Origin of the sequence: Flavobacterium sp., from assembly GCF_036741995.1 — a bacterium.
GTDB lineage: Bacteria > Bacteroidota > Bacteroidia > Flavobacteriales > Flavobacteriaceae > Flavobacterium.
The window spans coordinates 12,462-36,751 of record NZ_DAINRG010000026.1 but is presented as its reverse complement, the minus strand read 5'-3'; the positions used below and the strand labels follow the sequence as shown (position 1 = coordinate 36,751).

The 24,290-nt window shown below is 37.7% G+C and carries 19 protein-coding genes; 10 read left to right on the top strand and 9 right to left on the bottom strand.

Annotation, left to right across the window (positions count from 1 at the left end):
- The 4 genes from V7D82_RS09005 to V7D82_RS08990 form a co-directional block, all read left to right on the top strand.
- Nucleotides 1–425: TetR family transcriptional regulator C-terminal domain-containing protein (locus V7D82_RS09005; protein ID WP_333600646.1), on the top strand; the 425-nt coding region annotated here is incomplete at its 5' end.
- 3 nt (nucleotides 426–428) lie between these two features.
- Nucleotides 429–1,739 carry an ABC1 kinase family protein gene (locus V7D82_RS09000; RefSeq protein WP_333600645.1) on the top strand — a complete coding sequence of 437 codons (1,311 nt, stop codon included), beginning with the start codon at nucleotides 429–431 and terminating at the stop codon, nucleotides 1,737–1,739.
- Between the two features lie 110 nt (nucleotides 1,740–1,849).
- A complete protein-coding gene (locus tag V7D82_RS08995; RefSeq protein WP_333600644.1) occupies nucleotides 1,850–2,770 on the top strand; it encodes an ABC transporter ATP-binding protein in 921 nt (306 codons plus the stop codon).
- A gap of 112 nt (nucleotides 2,771–2,882) precedes the next feature.
- Nucleotides 2,883–3,893: a 3-oxoacyl-ACP synthase III family protein gene (locus V7D82_RS08990; RefSeq protein ID WP_333600643.1), complete on the top strand. Its 1,011-nt coding sequence runs from the start codon at nucleotides 2,883–2,885 to the stop codon at nucleotides 3,891–3,893.
- Nucleotides 3,894–3,974: 81 nt separating this feature from the next.
- Here V7D82_RS08990 and V7D82_RS08985 read toward each other — a convergent pair whose 3' ends face one another.
- Both V7D82_RS08985 and V7D82_RS08980 read right to left on the bottom strand, forming a co-directional pair.
- Nucleotides 3,975–6,395: a TonB-dependent receptor domain-containing protein gene (locus V7D82_RS08985; RefSeq protein WP_333600642.1), complete on the bottom strand. Its 2,421-nt coding sequence runs from the start codon at nucleotides 6,393–6,395 to the stop codon at nucleotides 3,975–3,977.
- Nucleotides 6,396–6,519: 124 nt separating this feature from the next.
- Entirely contained in the window at nucleotides 6,520–11,133 is a 4,614-nt protein-coding gene (locus V7D82_RS08980; protein WP_333600641.1) for a choice-of-anchor L domain-containing protein, read from the bottom strand.
- Between the two features lie 208 nt (nucleotides 11,134–11,341).
- Between V7D82_RS08980 and argS the strand changes: the two genes are divergently transcribed.
- Entirely contained in the window at nucleotides 11,342–13,117 is a 1,776-nt protein-coding gene (gene argS, locus V7D82_RS08975) for an arginine--tRNA ligase (RefSeq protein WP_333600648.1), read from the top strand.
- A 38-nt stretch (nucleotides 13,118–13,155) separates the two neighbouring features.
- Here argS and V7D82_RS08970 read toward each other — a convergent pair whose 3' ends face one another.
- Genes V7D82_RS08970 through V7D82_RS08960 form a run of 3 tightly spaced genes read right to left on the bottom strand, consistent with a single transcriptional unit; the run spans nucleotide 13,156 to nucleotide 17,141 of the window.
- Complete coding sequence (locus V7D82_RS08970) at nucleotides 13,156–15,678, bottom strand: TonB-dependent receptor (RefSeq protein ID WP_333600640.1); 2,523 nt, start codon at nucleotides 15,676–15,678, stop codon at nucleotides 13,156–13,158.
- A complete protein-coding gene (locus V7D82_RS08965) occupies nucleotides 15,678–16,586 on the bottom strand; it encodes a FecR family protein (RefSeq protein WP_333600639.1) in 909 nt (302 codons plus the stop codon). The genes V7D82_RS08970 and V7D82_RS08965 overlap by 1 nt, the downstream gene beginning before the upstream one ends.
- 33 nt (nucleotides 16,587–16,619) lie before the next feature.
- Nucleotides 16,620–17,141: an RNA polymerase sigma factor gene (locus tag V7D82_RS08960; protein ID WP_333600638.1), complete on the bottom strand. Its 522-nt coding sequence runs from the start codon at nucleotides 17,139–17,141 to the stop codon at nucleotides 16,620–16,622.
- Nucleotides 17,142–17,244: 103 nt separating this feature from the next.
- Here V7D82_RS08960 and V7D82_RS08955 point away from each other — a divergent pair, with 103 nt between their 5' ends.
- From V7D82_RS08955 to V7D82_RS08940, 4 genes are all read left to right on the top strand, one after another.
- Nucleotides 17,245–18,273, top strand: a complete 1,029-nt coding sequence (locus tag V7D82_RS08955) for a hypothetical protein (protein ID WP_333600637.1) — start codon at nucleotides 17,245–17,247, stop codon at nucleotides 18,271–18,273.
- Between the two features lie 33 nt (nucleotides 18,274–18,306).
- Nucleotides 18,307–18,486, top strand: coding sequence for a hypothetical protein (locus tag V7D82_RS08950; protein WP_333600636.1), 180 nt, complete (start codon nucleotides 18,307–18,309; stop codon nucleotides 18,484–18,486).
- Nucleotides 18,487–18,614: 128 nt separating this feature from the next.
- Nucleotides 18,615–19,952: a signal recognition particle protein gene (gene ffh / locus V7D82_RS08945; protein ID WP_333600635.1), complete on the top strand. Its 1,338-nt coding sequence runs from the start codon at nucleotides 18,615–18,617 to the stop codon at nucleotides 19,950–19,952.
- A 65-nt stretch (nucleotides 19,953–20,017) separates the two neighbouring features.
- A complete protein-coding gene (locus V7D82_RS08940) occupies nucleotides 20,018–20,905 on the top strand; it encodes a bifunctional 5,10-methylenetetrahydrofolate dehydrogenase/5,10-methenyltetrahydrofolate cyclohydrolase (protein WP_333600634.1) in 888 nt (295 codons plus the stop codon).
- A gap of 51 nt (nucleotides 20,906–20,956) precedes the next feature.
- Here the strand turns inward: V7D82_RS08940 and V7D82_RS08935 are convergent, their stop codons facing one another.
- The 4 genes from V7D82_RS08935 to V7D82_RS08920 all read right to left on the bottom strand — a co-directional run bounded on the left by V7D82_RS08935 (nucleotide 20,957) and on the right by V7D82_RS08920 (nucleotide 23,750).
- The gene (locus V7D82_RS08935) at nucleotides 20,957–21,919 is read right to left on the bottom strand and encodes a hypothetical protein (protein ID WP_333600633.1); all 963 of its coding nucleotides are present in this window, start codon (nucleotides 21,917–21,919) and stop codon (nucleotides 20,957–20,959) included.
- Nucleotides 21,920–21,983: 64 nt separating this feature from the next.
- Entirely contained in the window at nucleotides 21,984–22,403 is a 420-nt protein-coding gene (locus tag V7D82_RS08930) for a DUF1456 family protein (RefSeq protein ID WP_333600632.1), read from the bottom strand.
- Between the two features lie 52 nt (nucleotides 22,404–22,455).
- Nucleotides 22,456–23,256: an alpha/beta hydrolase gene (locus V7D82_RS08925; RefSeq protein ID WP_333600631.1), complete on the bottom strand. Its 801-nt coding sequence runs from the start codon at nucleotides 23,254–23,256 to the stop codon at nucleotides 22,456–22,458.
- 26 nt (nucleotides 23,257–23,282) lie between these two features.
- On the bottom strand, nucleotides 23,283–23,750 hold the full coding sequence (locus tag V7D82_RS08920; RefSeq protein WP_333600630.1) for a hypothetical protein: 468 nt from the start codon (nucleotides 23,748–23,750) through the stop codon (nucleotides 23,283–23,285).
- A 108-nt stretch (nucleotides 23,751–23,858) separates the two neighbouring features.
- Between V7D82_RS08920 and V7D82_RS08915 the strand changes: the two genes are divergently transcribed.
- Nucleotides 23,859–24,260: an excinuclease ABC subunit B gene (locus tag V7D82_RS08915; protein ID WP_333600629.1), complete on the top strand. Its 402-nt coding sequence runs from the start codon at nucleotides 23,859–23,861 to the stop codon at nucleotides 24,258–24,260.
- The last annotated feature ends 30 nt before the right edge of the window (nucleotides 24,261–24,290 follow it).

The window sequence follows — 24,290 nt, the reverse complement described above, 5'->3', positions numbered from 1 at the left end:
TCGAGAGCTATTCGGATAAAAATAAATTATTGACGCTCTATTTTACCTTGTTTGAAATACTAACGTTAAACAGAAGTTACGTCTTGTTTTCGCTAAAAGAAAATAAAGAAGGATTAAAAAATCTGAAAAATTTAAAAGATTTCCGAAACCATTTTAAAGACTATGTCGTAAATACCATAAAGTCAAAACCTTCAGAGCCCTATGGGAAAGTGGCGAAAGTAACCGAACCCATTTTCTCTGAAGGTGCTTGGCTACAGTTCTTATTCTTATTGAAGTTTTGGTTAGAGGATACTTCCAAAGGGTTTGAAAAGACCGATGTGCTGATTGAGAAATCAGTCAACACGGTAGTTGATTTGTTAGATACTAAACCCTTGGAAAGCTTACTCGATTTAGGGAAATTTCTTTGGAAAGAAAAAATGCAATAGCAGATGAAGACCTTAGACAAAATTCCAACAGGAAAAATAGAACGAGCCAGCCAATTGGTTAAAACCGGAATCAAAGTAGGAGGCAATTATGTTGCTTATTATGGCGAAAAAATGGTCAATCCTTCTTTGAATCGAGACAAACTAAATGAAAATAATGCCGAAGATATCTACGACGGATTGAAAAACCTGAAAGGCAGCGCGCTGAAAGTCGCTCAAATGCTAAGTATGGATAAAAGTATTATGCCACAGGCCTATGTAGATAAATTTTCGTTGTCCCAATTTTCGGTTCCGCCTTTGTCGGCGCCCTTGGTTAGAAAAACATTTAAAAAATATTTAGGGAAATATCCCGAAGAATTATACGATTCGTTCACTCCGGATGCTATGAATGCGGCGAGTATCGGTCAGGTACACAAAGCAACCAAAGATGGGAAAAACTTTGCTGTGAAAATCCAATATCCCGGAGTGGCGGATAGTATTAGTTCTGATTTAGCCTTGGTCAAACCATTTGCCACGCGAATGTTCAACCTGAAAGGCAAAGATTCAGAGAAGTATTTTAAAGAAGTTGAAGACAAATTGCTCGAAGAAACCGATTATGTTTTAGAATTAAAACAAAGCATAGAAGTTTCGAATTGGTGCCAAAGGATTGAAAATTTACGTTTCCCGAAATACTATCCGGACTTATCCTCTGAAAAGATTTTGACGATGGAATGGATAGACGGAGAACATCTGTCAGAGTTTACGTCACACAACGAAGACAGAGCAAAAGGAGATAAAATCGGGCAGGCGTTATGGGATTTTTACATGTATCAAATGCACCATTTAAAACAAGTGCATGCTGATCCGCATCCCGGTAATTTTTTGATTGATGCTGAAGATAAGTTGGTGGCTATAGATTTTGGTTGCATCAAACACGTTCCGGAAGCCTTTTACATTCCGTATTTTGAGTTGGCTCGACCGGAAATTATTGACAATCCAAAGTTGTTTGTCGAAAAGTTATATGAATTAGAGATTTTGCGTGCCGATGATTCCAAGAAAGAATCAGAGTATTTTACTAAAATATTTTACGAGTTATTGAGTTTGTTTACCAAACCGTTTCATGGTGATTACTTTGATTTTTCGGATGAAGATTTCTTTGGTAAAATTGCCCAAATGGGAGAAGAGTTTTCTAAAGACACCCAACTCCGCAAAATGAATGGCAACAGAGGTTCCAAGCATTTTTTATACATCAACCGAACCTTCTTCGGACTCTATAATTTGTTACACGATTTAAAAGCACGAATCGACACCAAGTCTTTCGAAAAATACATTGCTTAAATTAAGATTGTTTTGTTTATTGGTTAGGGTGATAAGAGCGAAATTCCACGTTTGAATTCCGCTCTTATCTTTTTAATAATCTTCGTAAGTTTGTCATTCATTTCAAAACAATGCTGCAAGTACAACAAGTTTCCTTTTCTTATTCGGATTCCGTAACGCTCTCCAACATTCATTTTTCATTGGAAAAAGGAAAAAACCTAGCGATTATTGGCGAAAGCGGTTGCGGAAAAAGTACTTTACTCAAACTCATTTATGGGCTGTACGATTTGGAACAAGGACAGATTTTTTGGAACGAAAAGGAAGTGTTGGGGCCCAAATTCCATCTCATTCCCGGCATGGAATACATGAAATACTTAGCACAGGATTTCGATTTAATGCCTTATATCACTGTAGCCGAAAATGTGGGCAAATACCTTTCCAACTTTTATCCCAAAGAAAAACAAGAGCGCATCGCCGAGTTACTGGAAGTAGTCGAAATGACGGAATTCGCCAATGTGAAAGCTAAAAATTTAAGTGGCGGACAAATGCAGCGGGTTGCCATTGCCCGTGTTTTGGCTCTAGAACCCGAAGTGCTTCTGCTCGATGAACCTTTCAGTCATATTGATAACTTCAGGAAAAACAGCCTGCGTCGCAAACTGTTTGGCTATCTCAAAGAAAAAGAAATCACCACCATTATCGCCACGCATGACAGTACTGATGTGTTGTCTTTTGCCGATGAAGTTTTGGTCTTGCAAAAAGGAGAAATTCTGGAAAACGGTACGCCACAAACAATTTACAACCAGCCGGAAAACAAATACACGGCCTCGCTTTTTGGCGATGTCAATGCAATCAGTATTGCTGGGAAAGTTCATTTGGTCTATCCGCATCAATTGGAGGTTACTGACCGTTCTGATATAAAAGTTGTGGTCAAAAAATCCTATTTCCGGGGTAGTCATTACTTGATTGAAGCTCGGTATGACGATGAGGTGCTTTTTTTCGAAAGTCCTTATGCCATTGAAGATGGAGCTTCGGTGTATTTAAAGTTGTCATAAAACCCAAAAAAGTATATTTTAGCAATCGCTGAAAAATGATTACCTTGTGTGGTGCTTTTTTAAAAGAAACTCAATTTCAGCAGGCTGTTTTTATCAAATTAACAAAAAGACTATGTATCATTCTAAAATATCGGGACTCGGTTATTTTGTGCCCGAAAATATTGTTACCAACGATGATTTATCCAAAATAATGGATACCAATGACGAATGGATTCAGGAGCGAACCGGAATTCAGGAACGCCGGCACGTGGTAAAAGGAAGTGGCGAAACCACCACTTCTATGGGGGTGAAAGCGGCCAAAATTGCCATTGAACGTTCCGGTGTGGCCAAAGAAGACATCGACTTTATCGTTTTTGCAACCATTTCTCCCGATTATTATTTTCCGGGACCGGGTGTGGCTTTACAGAAAGAATTGGGGCTTAGAACCGTTGGTGCCTTAGACGTTCGGAATCAGTGTTCCGGGTTTGTCTATGCCTTATCCATTGCCGATCAATACATCAAAACCGGAATGTACAAAAACATCTTGATTGTAGGCTCTGAATTGCAATCAATAGGGTTGGACATGACTACTCGTGGTCGAGGGGTTTCCGTGATTTTTGGAGACGGGGCAGGAGCCGCAGTCTTGAGCAGAGCTACTGATGACAATAGTGGAGTGCTCTCCACACATTTGCATTCAGAAGGCGAACACGCTAAAGAATTATCGGTCTTGGCACCAGGTATGGGAGGAAGATGGGTAACCGATATTTTGGCCGATAATAATCCGGATGACGAAAGTTACTTTCCGTACATGAATGGGCAATTTGTATTCAAAAATGCCGTGGTTCGTTTTAGTGAAGTGATTAATGAAGGCTTACAAGCCAATAATTTGCAGGTTTCCGATATTGATATGCTGATTCCGCATCAGGCGAATTTGAGGATTTCGCAGTTCATTCAGAAGAAATTCGGTTTGCGCGATGATCAGGTGTACAACAACATTCAAAAATTTGGCAATACCACAGCAGCATCCATCCCAATTGCTCTAACGCAAGCTTGGGAAGAAGGAAAAATTAAAACCGGAGATACGGTAGTTTTAGCCGCTTTCGGCAGCGGATTTACGTGGGCCAGCGCTATTATTAAGTGGTAAAACCAACTAGTTTAAAATAGAAAAAGCCAAACAGTACGTTTGGCTTTTTCATTACAACTAAATCAAAATAAATATAAACTTTTACATCATTCCGCCACCGCCTTGGGTTTCGTTTTTGTCTCTTTGTTTTCTTTGGATGGCCGCATTTTTACCACCACCAAATCGGTAATTGAAACCTAAGTACACGCTTCGGCTCTCCCAGTAAAAAGCACCTGTCTGATTGTAAGGTAAGGTACCGTCGAAGCTGAAATTCATAGTGTTGAAAATATCACTTACACGAGCACTGATGGTTCCTTGTCCTTTTAAAACATTGTAGCTGGCTCCAAGATCGGTTTTGTACATGCTTTTTCTCAAAAACTGTAAGCCTTGTTCTTGTCCGCGATACATTCCGAAAAGTTGGAAACGCAGGTTTTTGGTAGCTTTAAAGGTATTGTTGATTCTTCCGTTGAAGATAGAAACGTCTTTTTCTACAAACTGACTTGACACCGTTCCTCTAATGGTTTTGAAATAAATATCGGTTCCGATATTGGCGCTCCACCATTTGGTAAAATCAAGATTGGCAGAAATTTCGGCACCATAAGACTTATTGTCTTTGAAATTGTCATACGACAAAATATTTCGGTTTGGATCATTCGGGTCAATTTCTACTAAACGGGTGATTTCTTGGGTAATCATTCGATAAAAAACCACACTTGAGATAGAACCGATTTTGGTTTTACGAGTGTAATTCAATTCAAATGAATTGGTAAACTGTGGTTTCAAATAGGGATTTCCAACTGATGAAACGGTTGGTGTACTCCATTCTCTGATGGGATTTACCTGCCCAATGCTTGGTCTGTCCACACGTCTGGAATAGTTGAAATTAAACGAGTTGTTGTCTGATAATTTGTAAGAAAGGTAGCCGCTTGGATATACCGTGTTTATTTTATCATTGAAAGTGTCTGTGATGATTTCGGTAGTGTTTCCGTTTCCGTTTTCGTCATTGGTATCTACGGCATTGAATTTGGCGTCAGCCGTATAATTTTCGAAACGAGCCCCAACCTGATAGCCCCATTTGTCCCATTGTTTGCCATAGGTTACGTAAGCCGAATGAATTTTTCGGTCATAGTAAAAATCGGAATTGTAGGCTTGATTTAGATTAAAATCATTAGTGGTGTTTTCAATTCGGGTTTCTAAACCAGCTTCCAATTTGGCATTTTTTGGCAACGGATTGGTATAGTCCAAATTGATTTTTGTGTTGTTGTTAATACTCGTAATATCGTTAAGATACGAACTAGCTACATCAGCAACGGTATAAAACTGACTGTGCTCCGTGCCTTTGTTTCGGTTGTAATTGGCTTCTAATTCGATATTTTCGCCTTCTTTTTTGAATTTGTGTTTGTAATCAAAATTGTAAGTTCCCGATGGATTTTTGTTATGACTATGATTGTTCTGCACTATATCCGAAAGGGTAGAGTTGTCCGCATAATCCACCTTGGTAGTACTGCTGCCACTAGATAAATAGATATTCTGATTGGTGTAAACCGACAGTGTATTAAAATCATCCAGGTAAAAATCTACACCAACTTTGTATAAGTGCGAAGTGTTTTTGTTGCCAAAATTAAAATCGACTGTTTTCTCCGCATTGGGTTGGTGGCTGTTCACAAAGCCATGGTTTTTTTGCAATCCGTGATTGAAACCATAATTGCCATAGAAATTAAATTTTCCTACTTTGTAATTCATGTCAAAAGAGGAATTTACTTTAGGTGTTTTGGCGAAAGTTACTCCGTTGTTAATGCTGGCATTAAAGCCCTGATTGGCATTTTTGTGCAAAACAATATTGATGATTCCGCTCATGCCTTCCGGATTGTATTTGGCAGACGGATTGGTAATCAACTCAATTTGTTTGATGGATGCTGATGGAATTTGTTTTAGTAATTGAGCAGGGTCGATGTTTGTTGGTTTTCCATCTACCAAAACTCTCACGTTTTCATTCCCTCTAAGGCTGATGGCGTTGGTTTGCGCATCCACACTTACGGATGGAATGTTGTTCAGAATTTCACCGGCAGTCGCCCCGGCCGAAATCAAATCTTTCCCGACGTTTATAATTTTTCGATCGATTTTTTGTTCGTAGGTGGATTTCTCTTTTACGATTTCGACACCTTCCAATTGTACGGCTTCTTCTTCGAGCAGTATGGTGTTCATATTGATGCTTCTGGCGGCATTGTCAATGGTTATGGATACCGTTTGTTTTTTGTAACCAATGAACTGAAACTCGACAGTATAGTTGTCAAACGCTAAGTTCTTGATAGCGAAAGCACCATTGTCTTGCGTGATTCCTCCGGTTACAACTTTGTTGTCTTTTTTGATGGAAATGTTTACATAAGGAATCGGTTGTTTGCTGTTTTTGTCCACAACTTTTCCGGAAACACTTCCTAAGTTAATAGCTGAAGTAGCTGAGCTTTGGGCTTGTAGAAAAGAAATACTGCTGAAAAGAAAGAATAGTAAAGTTTTTACTCTCATGATTGTATTATGATTGTTGTTTTAATGTCTTAGTAGACTTAAAAAGTCTGATTATGTTACAAACATTAACATAAAAAAACTCCCAAGTTGGGGCTTGGGAGTTTTTACCGTAGGTTAAGGTTGGTTATCGCTTCATGGCGAAATGGGCTTTAAATTCTTTATCTTCTTGGTTCTCATCTTTATAATTTACAACAAACCAGTAATCATCAGACGGCATAAGGTTCCCATTGTAGGTTCCGTCCCAGCCGCTGTTACTTGGTTTAATTTGTTTTAAAATTTTTCCATAGCGGTCAAAGATTGTGATAATTGCTTTGGGTTGATTAGCTAGATCTTTGATATTCCAAGTGTCATTATATCCGTCATTGTTTGGAGTGAAAAATTTAGGATAATTGACTACTATGGCGTGAACTGTTACCACACCACATCCATATTTATCTCTAACCGTAATTAAATGCACACCCGAAGCAACATTTTCAAAAATAGGGCTGTCTTGGAAACTACCGTTGTCTAATTGGTATTCAAAATTATTTCCTTGTCCGGTTGCCACCACAGTAATGGACTGATTTTCTGAGAAATCCTCACTGACAGTATAAGTAACAATGGCTGGCTCGGATGGTGTTACAGTAACATTTACCGGATCTGAAGCACAGCCGGTAGCTGTATTGGTAGCTACAACGGTATATACCCCTGGTAAAATTGCCTGATAACTATTACTATGTCCAACAGTATTTCCGGCTTCATTGGTCCATACAAAACTATGAGAAGCTATACTTAAACCTGTGTGCATAGTATATGGGTTAAGAAGGGCTCCGGTTTCGCTGTCAATGCAAATGATACCATCAACCGGTTTTGGCTCAGGCAATTTGTGAACAATGATATTGATTGGTTTAACATCATAGCAATTTGGAGCTAATAAATTATTTACTCTAACATAAACAACCGCCAGAGTAGAAGTGGTCAACGGATTGATTTGTTGTGTAGCATTAGCTAAACTAGCGTAATAGGCTACCGTAAATTCGGTACCCGTTTGCGCTCCAAGTACAGTGGCTGATAAATTGGTAAGAGTAAAAGAATACAAACCATCATTAGTTCCATCATCGTCGCACACAGTTCTCATGGTAGCCGGCACTGCATTAGCCACCGGAGTATCAACTATAGTAACTGTGAAAGAGCTTTCATCGCTACAATTAGTGGTAAAATGCGATTGAGCATAAATATATATAGTCTGAGATGTTGTAATTACTGTCCCGGCCGGTAGCATAGTTCCGGTTCCGTTGGGACCAGTATAATACTTCCCAACACTCAAAGCCGGAAGAGTATAATTTTCACAGATGGTTATATTTGGCAGATTATCAACATTAAATATAGTTGCAATAAAACTTCTTTCACTAGAACAATCCGGTGATGTAGCAGTATGTGCGTAAACATATATGGTTTGAGTGGTCGTTATAACATTTCCGACATTTAATAAAGTTCCGGAACCATTGGTTCCCGTATAGTAATTACCAATTGTCAAAGCCGGTAAAGTATAAGAATTACAAGCGTTTACATTTGCAATGGCTGGTATGACAGGCGTGTTATTGATAGTTACAGTAAATGAATTTTCATCAATACAAGAAAACGAAGTTCTGATTAATGATTCTTTAAATACATAAATAGTTTGACTGGAAGTGATAACAGTTCCCGGTAAAATTTCCACCCCACTACCGTTTGGCCCGCCTGATTGCGTATAATATTTATTATTCACAGTTAAACCAGGCAATGTATAAGTATCGCAAGCAATTACATTTTGTGGTGCATCGGCCTGAGTGGAGAAAATATTGATTTGAAAACTATTTTCTGCACTACACGCAGGAGTACTATTGGATAGCGCATAAATATAAATTCTTTGTGAAGAAGTGATAACACTACCGGCAGTAAGCATTGTTCCGGTTCCGTTTGGACCGGTATAATAATTACCAACAGCCAAGGCAGTTAAAACATATTGGTCACAAATATCAATATCGGAACGGGAGTCAATATTTGGCAGCGGATTAATAGTTACCGTAAAACTGGACTGGTTAAAACAGGTAGCATCTAATCGGGCAAAAATGTAAATAGTTTGAGTAGAAAGGATTACATCCCCTGGATATAATTGAGTTCCGGTTCCATCAATACCCGTATGATATTCTCCATGAATTAATGCTGGCAAAGTATAACTTTCGCAAGCAGCCACATTGCTTATCGTGTCGACATCTGGTTGTGCGATGCTTAAACTAAAATGTAAATTATCAGTACAGTTGCTACCACCACTAGCTGTTGGAGCATAGATAAATACGGTTGTACTAGCATTGATTATGGTTCCTGCCGGTATTACCTGGCCAGTTCCCATTGGTCCGGTATAGTAATTACCGATAGGTAGTGATGGTAATGTATAACCATTACATTGAGCAATATCAGCAGGTTGATTCATACCAATAATTACCTCAAAACTATCTTCATCTGTACAAGAGCTATTTATCGTTGAAGACACATAAACATATATGGTTTGACTTGATGTAATAACAGTTCCAGCTGGTAATTGAACTCCAGTTCCAGCCGGACCTGTATAATAGTTCCCTATGGTTAAGGCCGGTAAGGTATAAGAAGAACATTCAAATACATCTGGTCGGTCACCAACTTCGACAGCTGGTAAAATAGTTACATGAAAGCTGGAATCTACAACACAAAAAGGAGCCGTAGTAGTGGTAAAGTAATAATATACAATTTGGGAGGACGTTATTACGGTTCCTTCCGGAATAACACTACCTGTTCCTCCGGGAGCGGTATAGTATTTTCCATGCAATAAACTAGGTAAAGTATAACTTCCGCAACTTGTTGCATTTGGTGGTGTTAAATTTGAAGCATTAACAATGGTTACTTTAAAAGAACTATTGGCGCCACAAGTACCTGGTCCGTCAGGTTGATTAAAGATATAAATGGTTTGAGATTGATTGATAACAGTTCCGGCAGCTAATGGTAAGCCATTTCCATTTGAACTAGTGAAATAGTTTCCATTAGTTAAGGGTTGCAAAACATAATCAGTACAAACCAATACATCTTCCAAGTCATCTACAACTGGTATTGGGCTTACAATTAAATTAAAACTAGTTACGCTAAAACAAGTTGAGTCGCTTACATTTTCAACTCTAACATAAATGGTAGTATTAGGGTAAATACCATTGGTCAAATTGGAAATAGGATTGATGTGGTTATTAGCGTTGTTTAATGAAGTATAATAACTAACAATATTAATAGCTGGAGATTGCCCATTCAAAACAGCTGTTGTTTGTTGCGATAAATTAAAAGTAGCATTATTGTTGGCTTGTGTTCTGGCGCATCTAACCAAGTCTTGAGGTTGATTAGCCACTGGTCCTGGAGAAACCAATAACGGAAACGATTTAACAAGATAACAAGGGTTATTAGGCAATTGAATTTTAACAAAAATAGTTTGCCCACTAGCAGTGTTATATACTAAAGGCAGTGGATTTGTATTAGTATCAGCATCACTTTGTGAAGCATAATAAGTAACAGTGGTTAATGGATCTAATCCTTGTTTAACAACTGGAGTATTTAAATCTAAATTATAAGCATACGTAGCAGCACCCGAATCACATTTGTAAATAGGAGTAGGATCCTGTGTAATTATTTCAGGATAGTATTCAACTACTATTGAATCGGTGATGGGTTGACAGTTGCTGAAAAGATTTGTATAGGTGACACTGTAGGTTCCTGGCTGTGTTACGCTTAATGTTGCTCCTGTTTCAGCCGGTAAAGTTACACCGTCTTTTTTCCAAACAAAAGAATAATTGGCCGTGCTCAAACCGGTATCAAGTGTGTGGGTATTTCCAAAGCAAATAGCAGTATTGTTAGCTACTGTTAAATCTTGGCCCAAAACATCTTGACCAATATTAAAACTGTCAGAGGATATGAATATAGCTGAATCGGATTGTGGATCAACTCTATCGGCTATTACTAATTTAATATGATAAGGCACATTTGGTGTCAATGCAGAAGCAGCCGTTAAAACTTTCGTCTGACCATTAAAATTTGTCGCTGAAGTAGCAGCAGAGGAACCTCCGTTAAAACTTCCGAAATATTGTGAATTGGCAGACGGACAGGAGGAGTTATATAAAAAGTCTCTTATCGTAACTACTGAAATTGGAGCTGTGGTATTAGGAACAACAGCCAAATTGGTTGTTACTCCTGTAGCCATGTTGGTCAACAAAAAAGCAAAAGCATCAGAATACTGACACTGAAAATTACCATATTCTTCTGAGGCAAACACAAAGTCAAAACTGAAATTCGGGGAAATCGGTGTAAAATCAAATTCTAAAACCGTAGCATTTTTAGATACCATTGCGATTCCGGCTGCAGCCAATGTCGCTTCTAAGTTGGGATCTCCCGGCCAAGCCATTGAGCCATCACTTAGTAAAGTTGTATTAGGCCCCGGTGCATTTAAAACATTACCCGTGCTCAATATAACACCACTTTGCATCGGAAAATTGGGATTGTTATTTTGGAAAAATCCAATACCATTGGAAGAACCAAAGTTGGAACCGGTACTCCAGGTGATGTTTGTTGCTGATACACAAGGGGAATTGATTAACACATTGTTGACCAATTGTGGTATTGTGTAACTTGTCGAACTTACCGATATAGGTTGTGAGAAACCTAAGGTGGCAAATAAGAAAGCGGTTAATAGTAATAATTTTTTCATGACTTGGGGATTTTGACACAACAAATATTGATACATTAATCGTTTAAATGCAAAAAAAATCGATGAAAAGCATAATATTTTAAAATAAAAGAGTATTATACTTACAAAATAATTATCCTTTTTAGTTTTTAGGCCTATTTTTATAAATCCTAGTTGTCATTAAAATTATATTCTAATGTTTATCTTTGCCAACCAAAAAGAAATTACCATGAAACTTTCACAAATTCTGACAAAACACATTCAAATTGCCATTCAGGAACTATTTGATCTCGCCACCGATAAAATTGAGTTTCAAATGACGCGCAAAGATTTTGAAGGAGATATTACGATGGTGATTTTTCCTTTATTGAAAATTATCAAAGGAAATCCGATGGATATCGGAACCAAAATAGGGAACTACTTGGTCGAAAATGTGGCGGAAGTAACCCGTTTTAATGTGGTTTCCGGATTCTTGAATATAGTAGTTTCAGATGCTTATTATCTAAATTTCTTCAACGAAATAAAGGACAATCAAGATTTTGGTTTTGGAACTCCAACAACAAATGACAAAGCGGTTATGGTAGAATATTCATCGCCAAATACCAATAAGCCACTGCATCTTGGGCATGTTCGTAATAATTTACTCGGCTATTCGGTAGCGGAAATCATCAAAGCTTCGGGCAAAAAAGTTTATAAAACCCAAATCATTAATGACAGAGGGATTCATATTTGCAAATCAATGCTAGCCTGGCAAAAATTCGGAAACGGACAAACGCCGGAATCAACCGGATTGAAAGGCGATAAGCTGGTTGGGAATTTTTATGTTGAATTTGATAAAACATACAAAGCCGAAATCAGTGCCTTAATGACTCAAGGCAAAACCGAAGAAGAAGCCAAAAAACAAGCGCCCATTATTTTAGAAGCCCAGCAAATGTTGTTAGATTGGGAAGCCGGAAAACCGGAAGTAATCCAACTTTGGAAAACCATGAACCAATGGGTTTATGACGGTTTTGCTCAAACTTATAAAAATCTGGGTGTTGATTTCGATAGCTACTATTATGAAAGCAATACTTATTTGTTAGGGAAAGAAGTCGTTCAATTGGGTCTGGAAAAAGGCATCTTTGAAAAAGATCCTGATGGTTCAGTTTGGATTGATTTGACAGATGACGGTTTGGATCGAAAAATTGTACTACGTTCTGATGGAACTGCGGTATATATGACACAGGATATCGGAACTGCCATTCAGCGTGTGAAAGATTTCCCGGATGTTGGCGGAATGGTGTACACCGTTGGTAACGAACAGGATTACCATTTCAAAGTATTGTTTTTAATTCTTAAAAAACTGGGATTTGATTGGGCTGAAAGCCTGTATCATTTGTCTTATGGGATGGTGGAATTGCCTTCGGGAAAAATGAAATCCCGTGAAGGAACAGTAGTTGATGCCGATGATTTAATGGAAGAAATGACCGCAACAGCTGGAAAAATTGCCACGGAGTTAGGAAAACTGGAAGGATATTCAGAAGAAGAAAAAGCAAAATTGTTCAAGACGATTGGTTTAGGCGCTTTGAAATATTACATTTTGAAAGTGGATCCCAAAAAACAAATCCTGTTCAATCCGGAAGAATCGGTTGATTTTGCTGGTAATACAGGGCCTTTTATTCAATATACGTATGCCCGTATTCAATCCATTTTGCGAAAAGCCAATTTTGATTTGAATACCGTAACCGAAATAGAGCTGCACGAAAAAGAAAAAGAATTGCTAAAACAAATCGAACTTTTTCCTGAGGTGATTCAAAATGCCGCCAACAATCACAGTCCGGCGCTGATTGCCAATTATACTTATGATTTAGTCAAGGAATACAATTCGTTCTACCAAGCGGTTTCTATTTTGGGCGAAGAAAATATAACAAAGAAAACTTTCCGAGTGCAACTGTCTCAAAAAGTGGGCGAAACCATAAAATCAGCCTTTAAATTATTGGGAATAGAAGTTCCGGAACGAATGTAAATAAATCTAAGGTTGAAATTTTTCAACCTTTTTTTATACTAAAAACTCAGCTTCACGTTGATATTTGGCGTCAGTTCTAAAGCGTAAGTATTCACGCTCTCCACCGTGTTGTTATTGGCGTTTATTCGATAAAATCTATTGATACTATTCTTGGTATTCAATAAGTTTATAACCGAAATATTGGTTTGCAATCCAATAGTATCGCTCAACTTCCAATCTTTTGACGCCGAAAAATTCAACTGAAAAAAGTCATTTAGTTTTTCGTTGTTGGGCGAGTTGTATGCGATTTCATTATTGTTGTTGACAGTTGTAGAAACAGGCGTAGTAATAGGTTTCCCCGTGTGCCATTTGCAACCCAAAGCTAGTTTCAGCGAATTCCATTCATAAATCCCAGCCCAGGAAATGCAGTGTTTCAACTCATAGTTGTTGAAAAACTCGGGTGGCGACAGCGATAGGAAAAGGTATTTGTTGTCGTTATAACTATAGCTCATCCAAGTGTAAAATCGTCCAAAATTCTTCTGAATCAAAAACTCCGAACCCAACACTTCATAATCCCCACTCGATTTTACGAACTCAAATTGGTTCTGAAATCCTTGACTACTAGTGGTAATTCCGGTTACTTTTTTGTAGAAGTTGTCTAACGTCAGCAGCCAGTTATCTTTTTTAAACGTAAAGCCCAGCGAAATTTGATGGCTTTTCTGTATCGGTATAGTACCGTCATTGGCTAATGTCCAGCGGCGTTTTTCAATGCCCAGAAAATCTTGTTGCAAATCAATCACTTGAGAAAGCGTCTGGCTTTTTCGTTCGCCCAAAATCTCTAAGCGAAGATTTTTACTTAAAGCTTGGTTAAACTGAAGACGCGGTTCAATCAAATAGGTTTTAAATTTTGCGTAATAATTGGCACGAAGCCCTGCTTTTAGAAATGTTTTTTTGTCTGTTGTTTCAAAAACACCTTCGGCAATCAAGGCATGACTACGCAATACTCCCACAATGTTTCTGGAGAAAAACGGAGAGTTAATTTCGTCAAAATTGGTTACACCAACTTCATCAAACTGGTAACCTTCATTGAGTGTAATGGTTTTCGATATGTGATTCGAATTTTTTACTTGAAATCCTAAATCCAGCACCTTGTTTTTTTGATTTAAAATCTGATTGCTCTCAATAGCTTCATTTTTTGAAAGGAGTTCATATTGGGAACCATAAAACTGCAGTTGCGTAGAGTTATGACTGTTCCAATTGGTTTTCCAATTCACCGTGCCACCAAAGTTTTGCTGTTTTAAGTCACTGTTTTTACTGGCATCAGTAGTAAATTGGTTCACAAACAAAAAGTTTTTGATTAAAATGACATCAGCGGTAAGTTCACTTCTTTGTCCGATTTTTTGTTGGTATTGCGTGGTAAAGTCATAAAAATAAAACTTCTCATTGGATTTAAAATCTATCGTTTGATTGTTGTTCAAATTAGTGACTACAGTATTCTGAAAGATTTTATTTCGATAGTTTTTATATGTTGGTGAGGCGAAAAAATCAGTCAACGAACGCCTTCCTGAGAGTATAAAGTTGGCTTTTTCGGAAGTTTTGATTTTGGTATAAAACTCGGCGCTAATCAAATTGGTGCTGATGCTACTGTTGGTTTTTTCAATAGTTTTCGTATGCGAAGAAATGTCAATCAAACTGGAAACGCTTTCGCCAAAAAAGGCTGAACTTCCGTTTTTGGTTACGGAAATGGTTTGTGCCAAAGATGGATTGAAAGCCGAAATTAATCCGAAAAAATGACCGGTTTGGAACATTCGAATACCATTCCAAAGGAATAAGTTTTGGTCATGAGTGCCGCCACGAACATTGATGTTGGAAACGGTTTCATCAACCGAATTGATGCCGGGAATTTGTTGCATGGTTTGCAGCACATCGGGCTCAATCAAACCGGGGAGTATGCCAAATTTGGAAGGTTTTATTTCAAGACTGCCGTCATTTTTTTTGGAGATTCCGGTGGTTAAATAACGTTGTGCAATGACTTCTTCCAATTGTTGAACTACGGGATTGAGCTTTATTTTTGGGCAATTAGTAACATATAATTCTGCTGGATTGATGGTTTTTTTTTCAAAATTCAGATGCGAAATTTCAATGGTATTTGGCGAAACGAGTGGCAACTCAAAATATCCTTTTTCATTCGAAAAAACAATGACTTTGGTGCCGGCAATTGAAACTGTAGCATTTTCAACAGGAAGATCAGATTCAGTGTCGATGAGGTAGCCACAGAGCGGTTTGTCCAGTTTTCGGTTGTTGAAAACAGAATAATAATTTTCGCTGATTTGTTTGATGGTAATCCCGGTTTGAGATTGGATATATGCTATTTTTTCAGAAAGCGATAAGGTTTCTTTGGGAGGAATTATTTTGTAGATGATTAATTCCTCGTCAATATAGTTGAACTTGATATTATTCTTGGAGCTTATATCTTCTAAAACTGACTTTAACGGTAGAGCACTCTCACCTTGTTGCGCATGAGCGACAAACAGGGAAAGAAACAGTAAGCATAAAAAAAACAGTTTTTTTTTTGACAGCATTAAAAATCCTCTAGAATAATTTTCTTGTTTTCAAATTTAGAGATTTTTAAATGATATGTTGCAGAAACTATATCTAAAGCTGTTTTTATATTGTCAGACGGCAAGGTTCCTGTGAAAAGTTGTAAATTTTCTTTGGAATTTAAGATGATTTCGCAGTCGTATTGTCTTTGTATTTCATCAAGAATGTGCTGTAATTTTTCTTTTTTGAAGACAATTTGATTTACAGTCCATTCCGGTTTGTCGTTTTGTATAGATTGTTTTTCAAAGGAATCGGCATCAAAAGTTACCGAAGTTCCTTTGGTAATGATTACTTCATGGTTGTTGTGTACTATTTTAACGCGGCCTTCATAACAAGTTACATCAAAGCGATTTTCTCTTGCTTTTACATTAAATTGTGTTCCCAGTACGGTTACTGTACCCAGTTTGGTATTTACTTCAAATTTTTTACCGTGTGCTACTCTGAAGTAGGCTTCGCCATTCAAGTCTAATTTGCGGTTATTGGCCCAATTCCATTTTTTATATTGAATTTCGGAACCACTATTTAAAACGATTTGGGAATTATCGGGTAAAGAAAAATTGATTTTTTTACCGTTTTCGGCAATTTCAGTTGAGGTTACTGTTGTTTTGAAGTACAACCCCAATGCTAAAAACAATACAAAAACGGCCGCAATTTTCATCCATTTCGATTGGTAAAGGGGTATTACTTTTTGGACTGGTTTTTTACGGGTAATGGTATTTTGGTACAACAAATCATGGTCAAAATCAGGAGCTTTCAATTCACTTGAATACTCGGCGATTTTGGCGTAAGTGGCATACTCAGGAGTATTTTGAAAGGTTATTAATTCTGCCTCGGTCATTTCTCCTGCCAGCCATTTGGCTAATTCGTAATTTTCTTCCATTGCTTTCATTATGCTGGTTAAACAGTTCTTTATAAAAAAACCCTACTTGAACTGTTCAATTTCAGTTCGTAACGTTATCAATGCTCCGTGTATTCTTTTTTCAACAGCTTTGACGCTGATATCTAACATGATGGCGATTTCGTGGTATTTTTTGCCTTCTATTCTGTGTAAAAGAAAAGCGGTTCTTTGCGCTTCGGTTAATTTGCTTATGGCTTTTTCCAGTTTTTGTCTGAATTGTTCTTCTTCTATCAAAAACTCCGGATTTTGGTTGGTTCGGTCGTTGTGCGTATTATTTTGGGCATATCGCAATACTACTTTTTGATGTGCTATTTCATTTAAAGAAGCGTTATTGGCAATAGTATATATATAGGACTTGGCTTTTTCAATGGGAACATTTTTACAGTTTTCCCAAAGTTTTATGAAGGATTCCTGAGTAATGTCATTGGCTTTTTCTTCGTTTCCAAATTTGAAATACAAATAATTCCGCAAGGCTTTCACATTGGCTTTAAAAAAACCGGAAAAAATTAATTCTTCACAAATACTATTAGAATCCTTTTGATCCATTTTGTTAAATTTGAATTATTTGAGTGCTTAAATTTAAAATAATTTTCGAAAGTAGGGTTTTTTATTGCAACTTTGTTTAACCTTTTGAATTGATGTTACAATTATGAGAAGTTTTATTTGGTTAGTTTTAATAGTGTTTGCTTTTTCTACTGTGTCTTGTCAAGACGAGGGCGAAACGGTATCACAGGATACTACTAATAGTTTCAGCAAAACATCGCCGATTTCTTCTTTGATAAAGAGGGTTTCACAATATGAAACAACAGGGGATAACGTTTTAGACGGAACTAGTAATTGCAGTATACAATTACCGGTTCACGTGACAGTCAATGGTCATTATATTTATGTTGCCGATTCTTCAGATTTTCAACAGGTTGAATATGCTAAAGACAACTATCCCGGTGACGATGTCGTACATTTTGATTTTAATTATAACGTTAGTATTATATATCCTAATTATGACGCCTATGCTATAAGCAGTCAAACACAATTGGATTATATTTTTTCCCATTATGGAGACGACAGCCCTTACCGTGATATAGATTGCCTGGATTTTGATTATCCGTTTTATATTAATCTGTATAATACCAATAATCAGGTTGGCAGTACTTTAAAGATAAATAACGATTCCCAACTGTACAACTTTATTGATGATTTGAATACCGCTCAAATTGTTGGCATCGTCTTTCCGTTATATTTAACTAAGACTAACGGGCAACACCTTACCATTAATAATAATTCCCAGTTGGAAGACGCTATTGAAGCAGCTGTTACCGATTGCAGTACCACAACCACAACTACGCCATTACAAGATATAATCAGTAGCGGTACTTGGCATGTTACTTATTTTTTTGATAGTGCTGAAGAAACTAGCTACTATAACGGGTATAATTTCACCTTCAATACTAACGGAACCACATTGGCTGTTAAAAATAGTATAAGCACTCAGGGCGATTGGGTTTTACAAACTCAAATGGGACATCAGTATTTTACTCTGCATTTTAATAATGAGCCCCAGGAGTTGCATGAATTAGAAACAAATTGGGAAGTGATGGAGTACACTTCAACTTATCTTAGACTCAGACACGAAGAGGGAGGAGGCGAATGTCATTATTTGTATTTCGCTAAAAACTAACGTTCGTTTTCGCTATACCACAATTAATTTAGAATGAAAATATTTCACAAAAAATTTCTGAGTCAAGAAAGAGAACTCAGCAACAATCCCGAAAATATCGCCGCAGAAGACAAAACAAAATTTGGTTATTTGTTAAATCAGGTTTTGATTTGGGGATTGATTTTTATGGTATTGTTCTTCATTTTTAAATTTACAGCCATAAATTTCAATTAAATCAGCATTTTAAAAATACAACTCAATTTGAAACCACGTTTTTGCGTGGTTTTTTTATTTGCTTTACTATAAAACTTCAAAATCAAATCCTTAAATTTGCCACTTCATTAAAAACAAAGCTTGCCATTATGTTCAATACTTTAAGTGATAAACTAGATAAAGCCTTCCACATCCTGAAAGGACACGGAAAAATTACCGAAGTTAACGTAGCCGAAACATTAAAAGAAGTGCGTCGTGCCTTGCTTGATGCCGATGTTAACTTTAAAATTGCCAAAGATTTTACCACAAGAGTTAAAGACAAAGCCATAGGTGAAAATGTATTAACGACATTACAGCCGGGACAATTGATGGTGAAACTCGTGAAAGACGAATTGACCGAATTGATGGGTGGAGAAGCAACCGGAATTAACCTAAGCGGAACACCATCAGTCATTTTGATGTCAGGTTTGCAAGGTTCTGGGAAAACTACTTTCTCCGGAAAATTAGCCAATTATCTGAAAACCAAAAAAGGAAAAAAACCACTTTTAGTGGCTTGTGATATCTACCGTCCTGCAGCAATCAACCAGTTGCACGTTGTTGGTGACCAAATCGGAGTTGAAGTTTATTCAGAACCAGAAAATAAAAATGCAGTTCAAATTGCCTTAAACGCTATTCAACACGCCAAGTCAAATGGGTACAACGTAGTCATTGTCGATACTGCCGGTCGTTTGGCTATTGATGAGGAAATGATGAACGAGATTGCCAATGTGCATGCAGCCATCAAACCACAGGAAACCTTGTTTGTTGTTGACTCCATGACAGGTCAGGATGCAGTGAACACAGCCAAAGCGTTCAATGACAGATTAAATTTTGATGGTGTTATTTTAACCAAATTAGACGGTGATACCCGCGGTGGAGCTGCGATTTCGATTAAATCGGTTGTGAATAAACCGATTAAGTTTATCGGAACCGGTGAAAAAATGGAAGCCATCGATGTGTTCTATCCATCGCGTATGGCGGACAGAATTCTTGGGATGGGTGACGTGGTTTCCTTAGTGGAAAGAGCACAGGAGCAATACGATGAAGAAGAAGCGAGAAAAATCCAGAAAAAAATCGCTAAAAACGAATTTGGTTTTGATGATTTCTTAGCGCAAATCCAACAAGTGAAAAAAATGGGGAACATGAAAGACTTAGTCGGAATGATTCCCGGTGCCGGAAAAGCCCTGAAAGATGTAGAAATTGAAGATGATGCTTTCAAACACATTGAAGCCATCATCCACTCAATGACGCCAAAAGAAAGAACCAAGCCGGCTATCATTGATATGAAAAGAAAGACCAGAATCGCTAAAGGTTCCGGGACCAAAATAGAACAAGTTAACCAATTGCTAAAACAGTTCGACCAAATGAGCAAAATGATGAAAATGATGCAAGGCGGCGGCGGTAAGAACTTAATGCGCATGATGGGCGGCATGAACGGAATGAAATAATACAGAAAAGGCGCGAGGATTCGCGTCTTTTTTATTGCAATACACAACACACAAAATAACTACACATGCAAATTTTAGACGGAAAGAAAGTATCGGAAGATATCAAAAATGAAATCGCAGCCGAAGTCCAAAAGATGAAAGCCAATGGTGAAAAAGTACCTCATTTAGCGGCAATTATTGTCGGGAATGACGGAGCCAGTTTAACTTATGTGGGCAGCAAAGTCAAAGCCTGCGAAAAAGTAGGATTTGAATCGACCTTGATTAAAATGCCAAGCACAACATCCGAAACCGAATTGCTCAAAAAAATCAAAGAGCTCAATGAAGATGATAACATTGACGGCTTTATTGTGCAGCTGCCATTACCCAAACAGATTGACACCCAACACATCATCATGTCGATTGATCCAAGTAAAGATGTGGATGGTTTTCATCCGGAAAACTTTGGAAAAATGGCTTTGGATATGACGACTTTTATTCCGGCGACACCTTTCGGGATTTTGGAATTATTGGAACGATACGGAGTAGAAACCCAAGGAAAACATACGGTGGTTATAGGAAGAAGTCACATCGTTGGTCGTCCGATGAGCATCTTAATGGGAAGAAAAGGGTTTCCCGGAAATTCAACCGTTACCTTAACTCATAGTTACACCAAAAATATTGCCCAAATCACAACACAAGCCGATATCATTATCACTGCTTTGGGTGTACCCAATTATCTGAAAGCCGAAATGATAAAAGATGATGCTGTAGTGATTGATGTGGGCATTACCCGTGTTAACGACGATACAGATCCACGAGGCTACCGAATTACAGGCGATGTGGATTTTGATTTTGTTTCCAAAAAAGCGTCTTATATTACGCCGGTTCCGGGTGGAGTTGGACCAATGACTATTGCGATGCTTTTGAAAAACACCTTATTGGCCCGAGAGCAAAAACGACTAAAATTGGAATAAAAAAATCCTGAGTGAAAGCTCAGGATTTTTTGTTTTATGTATGTTTTACTTCTACAATTTGGCCAGCCAAAGTGAAGCATTCATATGTAATCTGGCATGGGAAGCTAATTCAGTCCAACCCGGATAAAGGGTATCTCCACTGGCTCCGGTTCCGTCATCTGCTGGGGAACTGTCGCCAATCACTACCACTCTGCCGGTTCCGAAAGTTGCCGTAGCACACATGATGTTAGAGGTGCCTTGTGATGAACTTCCTCTCCAAATTAATCCTTGTGCGGTTGGATTAGCCGTTGTATTGATAGACATAGTAGCGCCGTTGGAATATTTCAATTGCGTTACCGTTCCTTGCGAACCATTCAGGATTGGATTGGTTGTTATGCTCAATCGGTTTGAAGTAGTTTCCGAAATGTTATTTAAGGTAATGCTAATTCCAAAAGGATTGGCTTGTACGGAGTTCGTAGTCATTAAATCATTCCAAATCGCCGGAGAATCCCAACCGTCATTGTTTCGGTCGGAAACTGTGTGGTCAGAAATCATGAATAAACCACCACCATTTTTAACGAAATTTAAAATGGCTGTTTTTTCTGCTGCGGTGAATCTTGTGTTAGGTTCATCTACCACAAAAACGTCATAGTTTTTCAAGTCCTGAGCTCCGGTGCCGCCATAAGTAATAGCTGTTCCCGAAGGTAAGGTTTCTACTTTATGTCCCAATTTAGCTAAAGCAACTCCCCATGAGGATAATCCACCGCGCCAAAAAGTTTCGCTGGTTGTTGCTGTAATGTTGCTTTGAGCTGGTGTGGGGAAACGTTGTGGTGAAGAATCTGCATCCAAAACCCAATCCGCATTACCGGCCGTTTCGGCTTTGGTAGCATCAAATAAAAATTTCTTTGGTGTGGCCGTAAGTGCCGTAGTAGTTGAAGTTGTTTTCGAAGTAGTACTTTCAGCGCTTTTTTCATTATCACATGAAAAAGCAATGATTGCAAAGCTGGCAATCATAAGTTTACTAATTAAATTCATTTGGTATTTTGTTGGTTATTAAACTTTTAAACAAGCAAATATATCATTTACCCTAATAGGGAAATTATTTTTTGCCGTTTTTAAACTTAACTTTCTCTACTACCTGCACTTTTGGAGCGGGTTTCTTATTTTTTGTATTAGAAGTTGTGGCTGGTTTCTTTTTGAAGTCAGTTTTTGGCTTCAACTCTGTTTTGGCTTTTTCGGAAACATTTTTCTTAACGACTTCCTGGTTTTGTTTAATAACATCCATCGCGTTTTTAGGGTTTTCCTTGGTACCACGCAAATGAATCACCAATCCGTTTAAAAAGTTGCGCAACACTTGGTCGCCACAATCCATGTACTTAGGATGATCAGCATTTCTGAAAAAAGCACCCAATTCGGCAGCTGAAATACGGAAATCCACCAATTGCATGATTTCTACAATTTGGTCATCGCGCAATTGCAAAGCCACTCGGAGTTTCTTAAATATATCGTTGTTATTCATAGTTTAGACTTTCAAATTTTCACTTCGTACTTCTTGTTTTGTACTTCGCTCTTTAAAACAGCCAAAGGTACGCCTTTTTAAAACTTTGGCGCCACAATTTTTCGTTATGCTGTCCGCCTTTAACGATTACTTTTTTGTTTAATTTTTTGCATTCGCAACGCTTGGTGTTGACCCAATGCTCAACATTTTCCATATCGGGAATGACATCGGCATCACCTTCATTATCACCACACAGGAAATAGACTTTGGTTTTAAAGTTTTCTGTTTTAGCCATTAACTCGTTCATTTCTTTTCTGCCAAACCAAAAGGAAGGCGACAAACAACCGACTTTTCCAAAAACTTCCGGATATTTCAAAGCTGCATAAAACGAGACTAATCCGCCCAGCGAACTCCCCATGATACAAGTATTGTGGGCGTTGGTTTTGGTTCGGTAAGTAGCATCTACCTTGGGTTTTAAGGTTTTGACAATAAAATCAATATAATCATCTGCTTTCCCTCCGCCGTATTTAGGATTTGGGTAAGGAGTTAATTCATCAATTCGCTTATCACCGCCATGTTCAATACCGATGACAATAACTTGTGCATTGATGCTGTCCAATGTTTCATCTACATTCCATTCGCCTACATAGGAAGTTTTAGCATCAAACAAATTTTGAGCATCGTGCATGTAGATGACAGGATATTTTTTGGTAGAAGTGGCGTAATTTTTTGGCAAATACACCCAAATTTTCTTAGTTGATTTGAGTTGCGGGGCGTCTATGGTAAATGACGAAACCTGCTTACTTGCCGTACTTTCCTGAGCTGTAAGGTTCAGGATGACAAAGAAGCAAAACAGTGAGAGTAAATGTTTCAAAATGATAGATGTTATTTAGATAGGCATTACTCAGGTTTTGAGTCTTCTGCTTTCTTTTTCTTTTTGTCGTTTCGGTCGTCTTTTTTTGAGTTTCGTTCTTCTTTTAGTTTTTGGTATTTTTCTTTTTGCTCAGTATTCAGATAACTGTTAATGGTTTTGTCTGTTTTCTCCTGAATGGCTTTAACTTCTTTGCCTTTGTCCTCGTCAGAGTTTTCACTTTTGATGACAATTTCAATACTTTTGTTATTGGCGGCAATTTCATTTTTTATGGCAATAAATTGAAGTTCATCCAGATTTAACTCGGTTTTCAGTTTTTCCATAATCTTGTCAATCCTTTCTGCTCTCTCTTTTTCAATGGCTTCTGGAGAAGGTTTTTTGGGTTCGCTTTGTGGGATACCATTATTTCTCATTCCGCCATAACTATTTCCATATTGAGCAGAAGCGCTTACTGCTGTAAGCATCAGACTAAAAAATACTATTTTAAAGATGTTCATGTTTTTTAAATTTAATGAAGTAAAATTAAATCAAAAATGATTTTGAAAACAATAAACTAGTACAATTTCACAAAAAATTATATTTTAGCTAAAAAATAACACCTCTTGATGAACAAATACGAAGAAAAATTAGCGCTATTGGCAGAAATGATTGCCTTTTCCGTAATTGACGGAAGATTGCATGAAAGAGAATATCTGTTTTTGACTATGATTGCCGATGAACTTCAGGTAACGAATGAAGATTTCAAAGCTTTGTTTCATCAAGAGAATTATCCAATCGTTATTAAGTCAGAATTTGAACGCATCCAGCAGTTCTATCGCTTGGCTTTATTAATGCATTGTGACGGCGTATTGCACGAACGCGAACAAATCAAAATTCACGAAATTGGCATCAATATGGGACTTAACCCGCATGCGATTAAACGCGTGTTGAAAGCGATGGAAATCTCCCCAACCAAAATGATTTCTCCTGAGTTTTTAATGGAAGTTTTTCAGGAGCAATTAAACTGATATTTAGTCAGTTAAAAACTTGTTAAAACG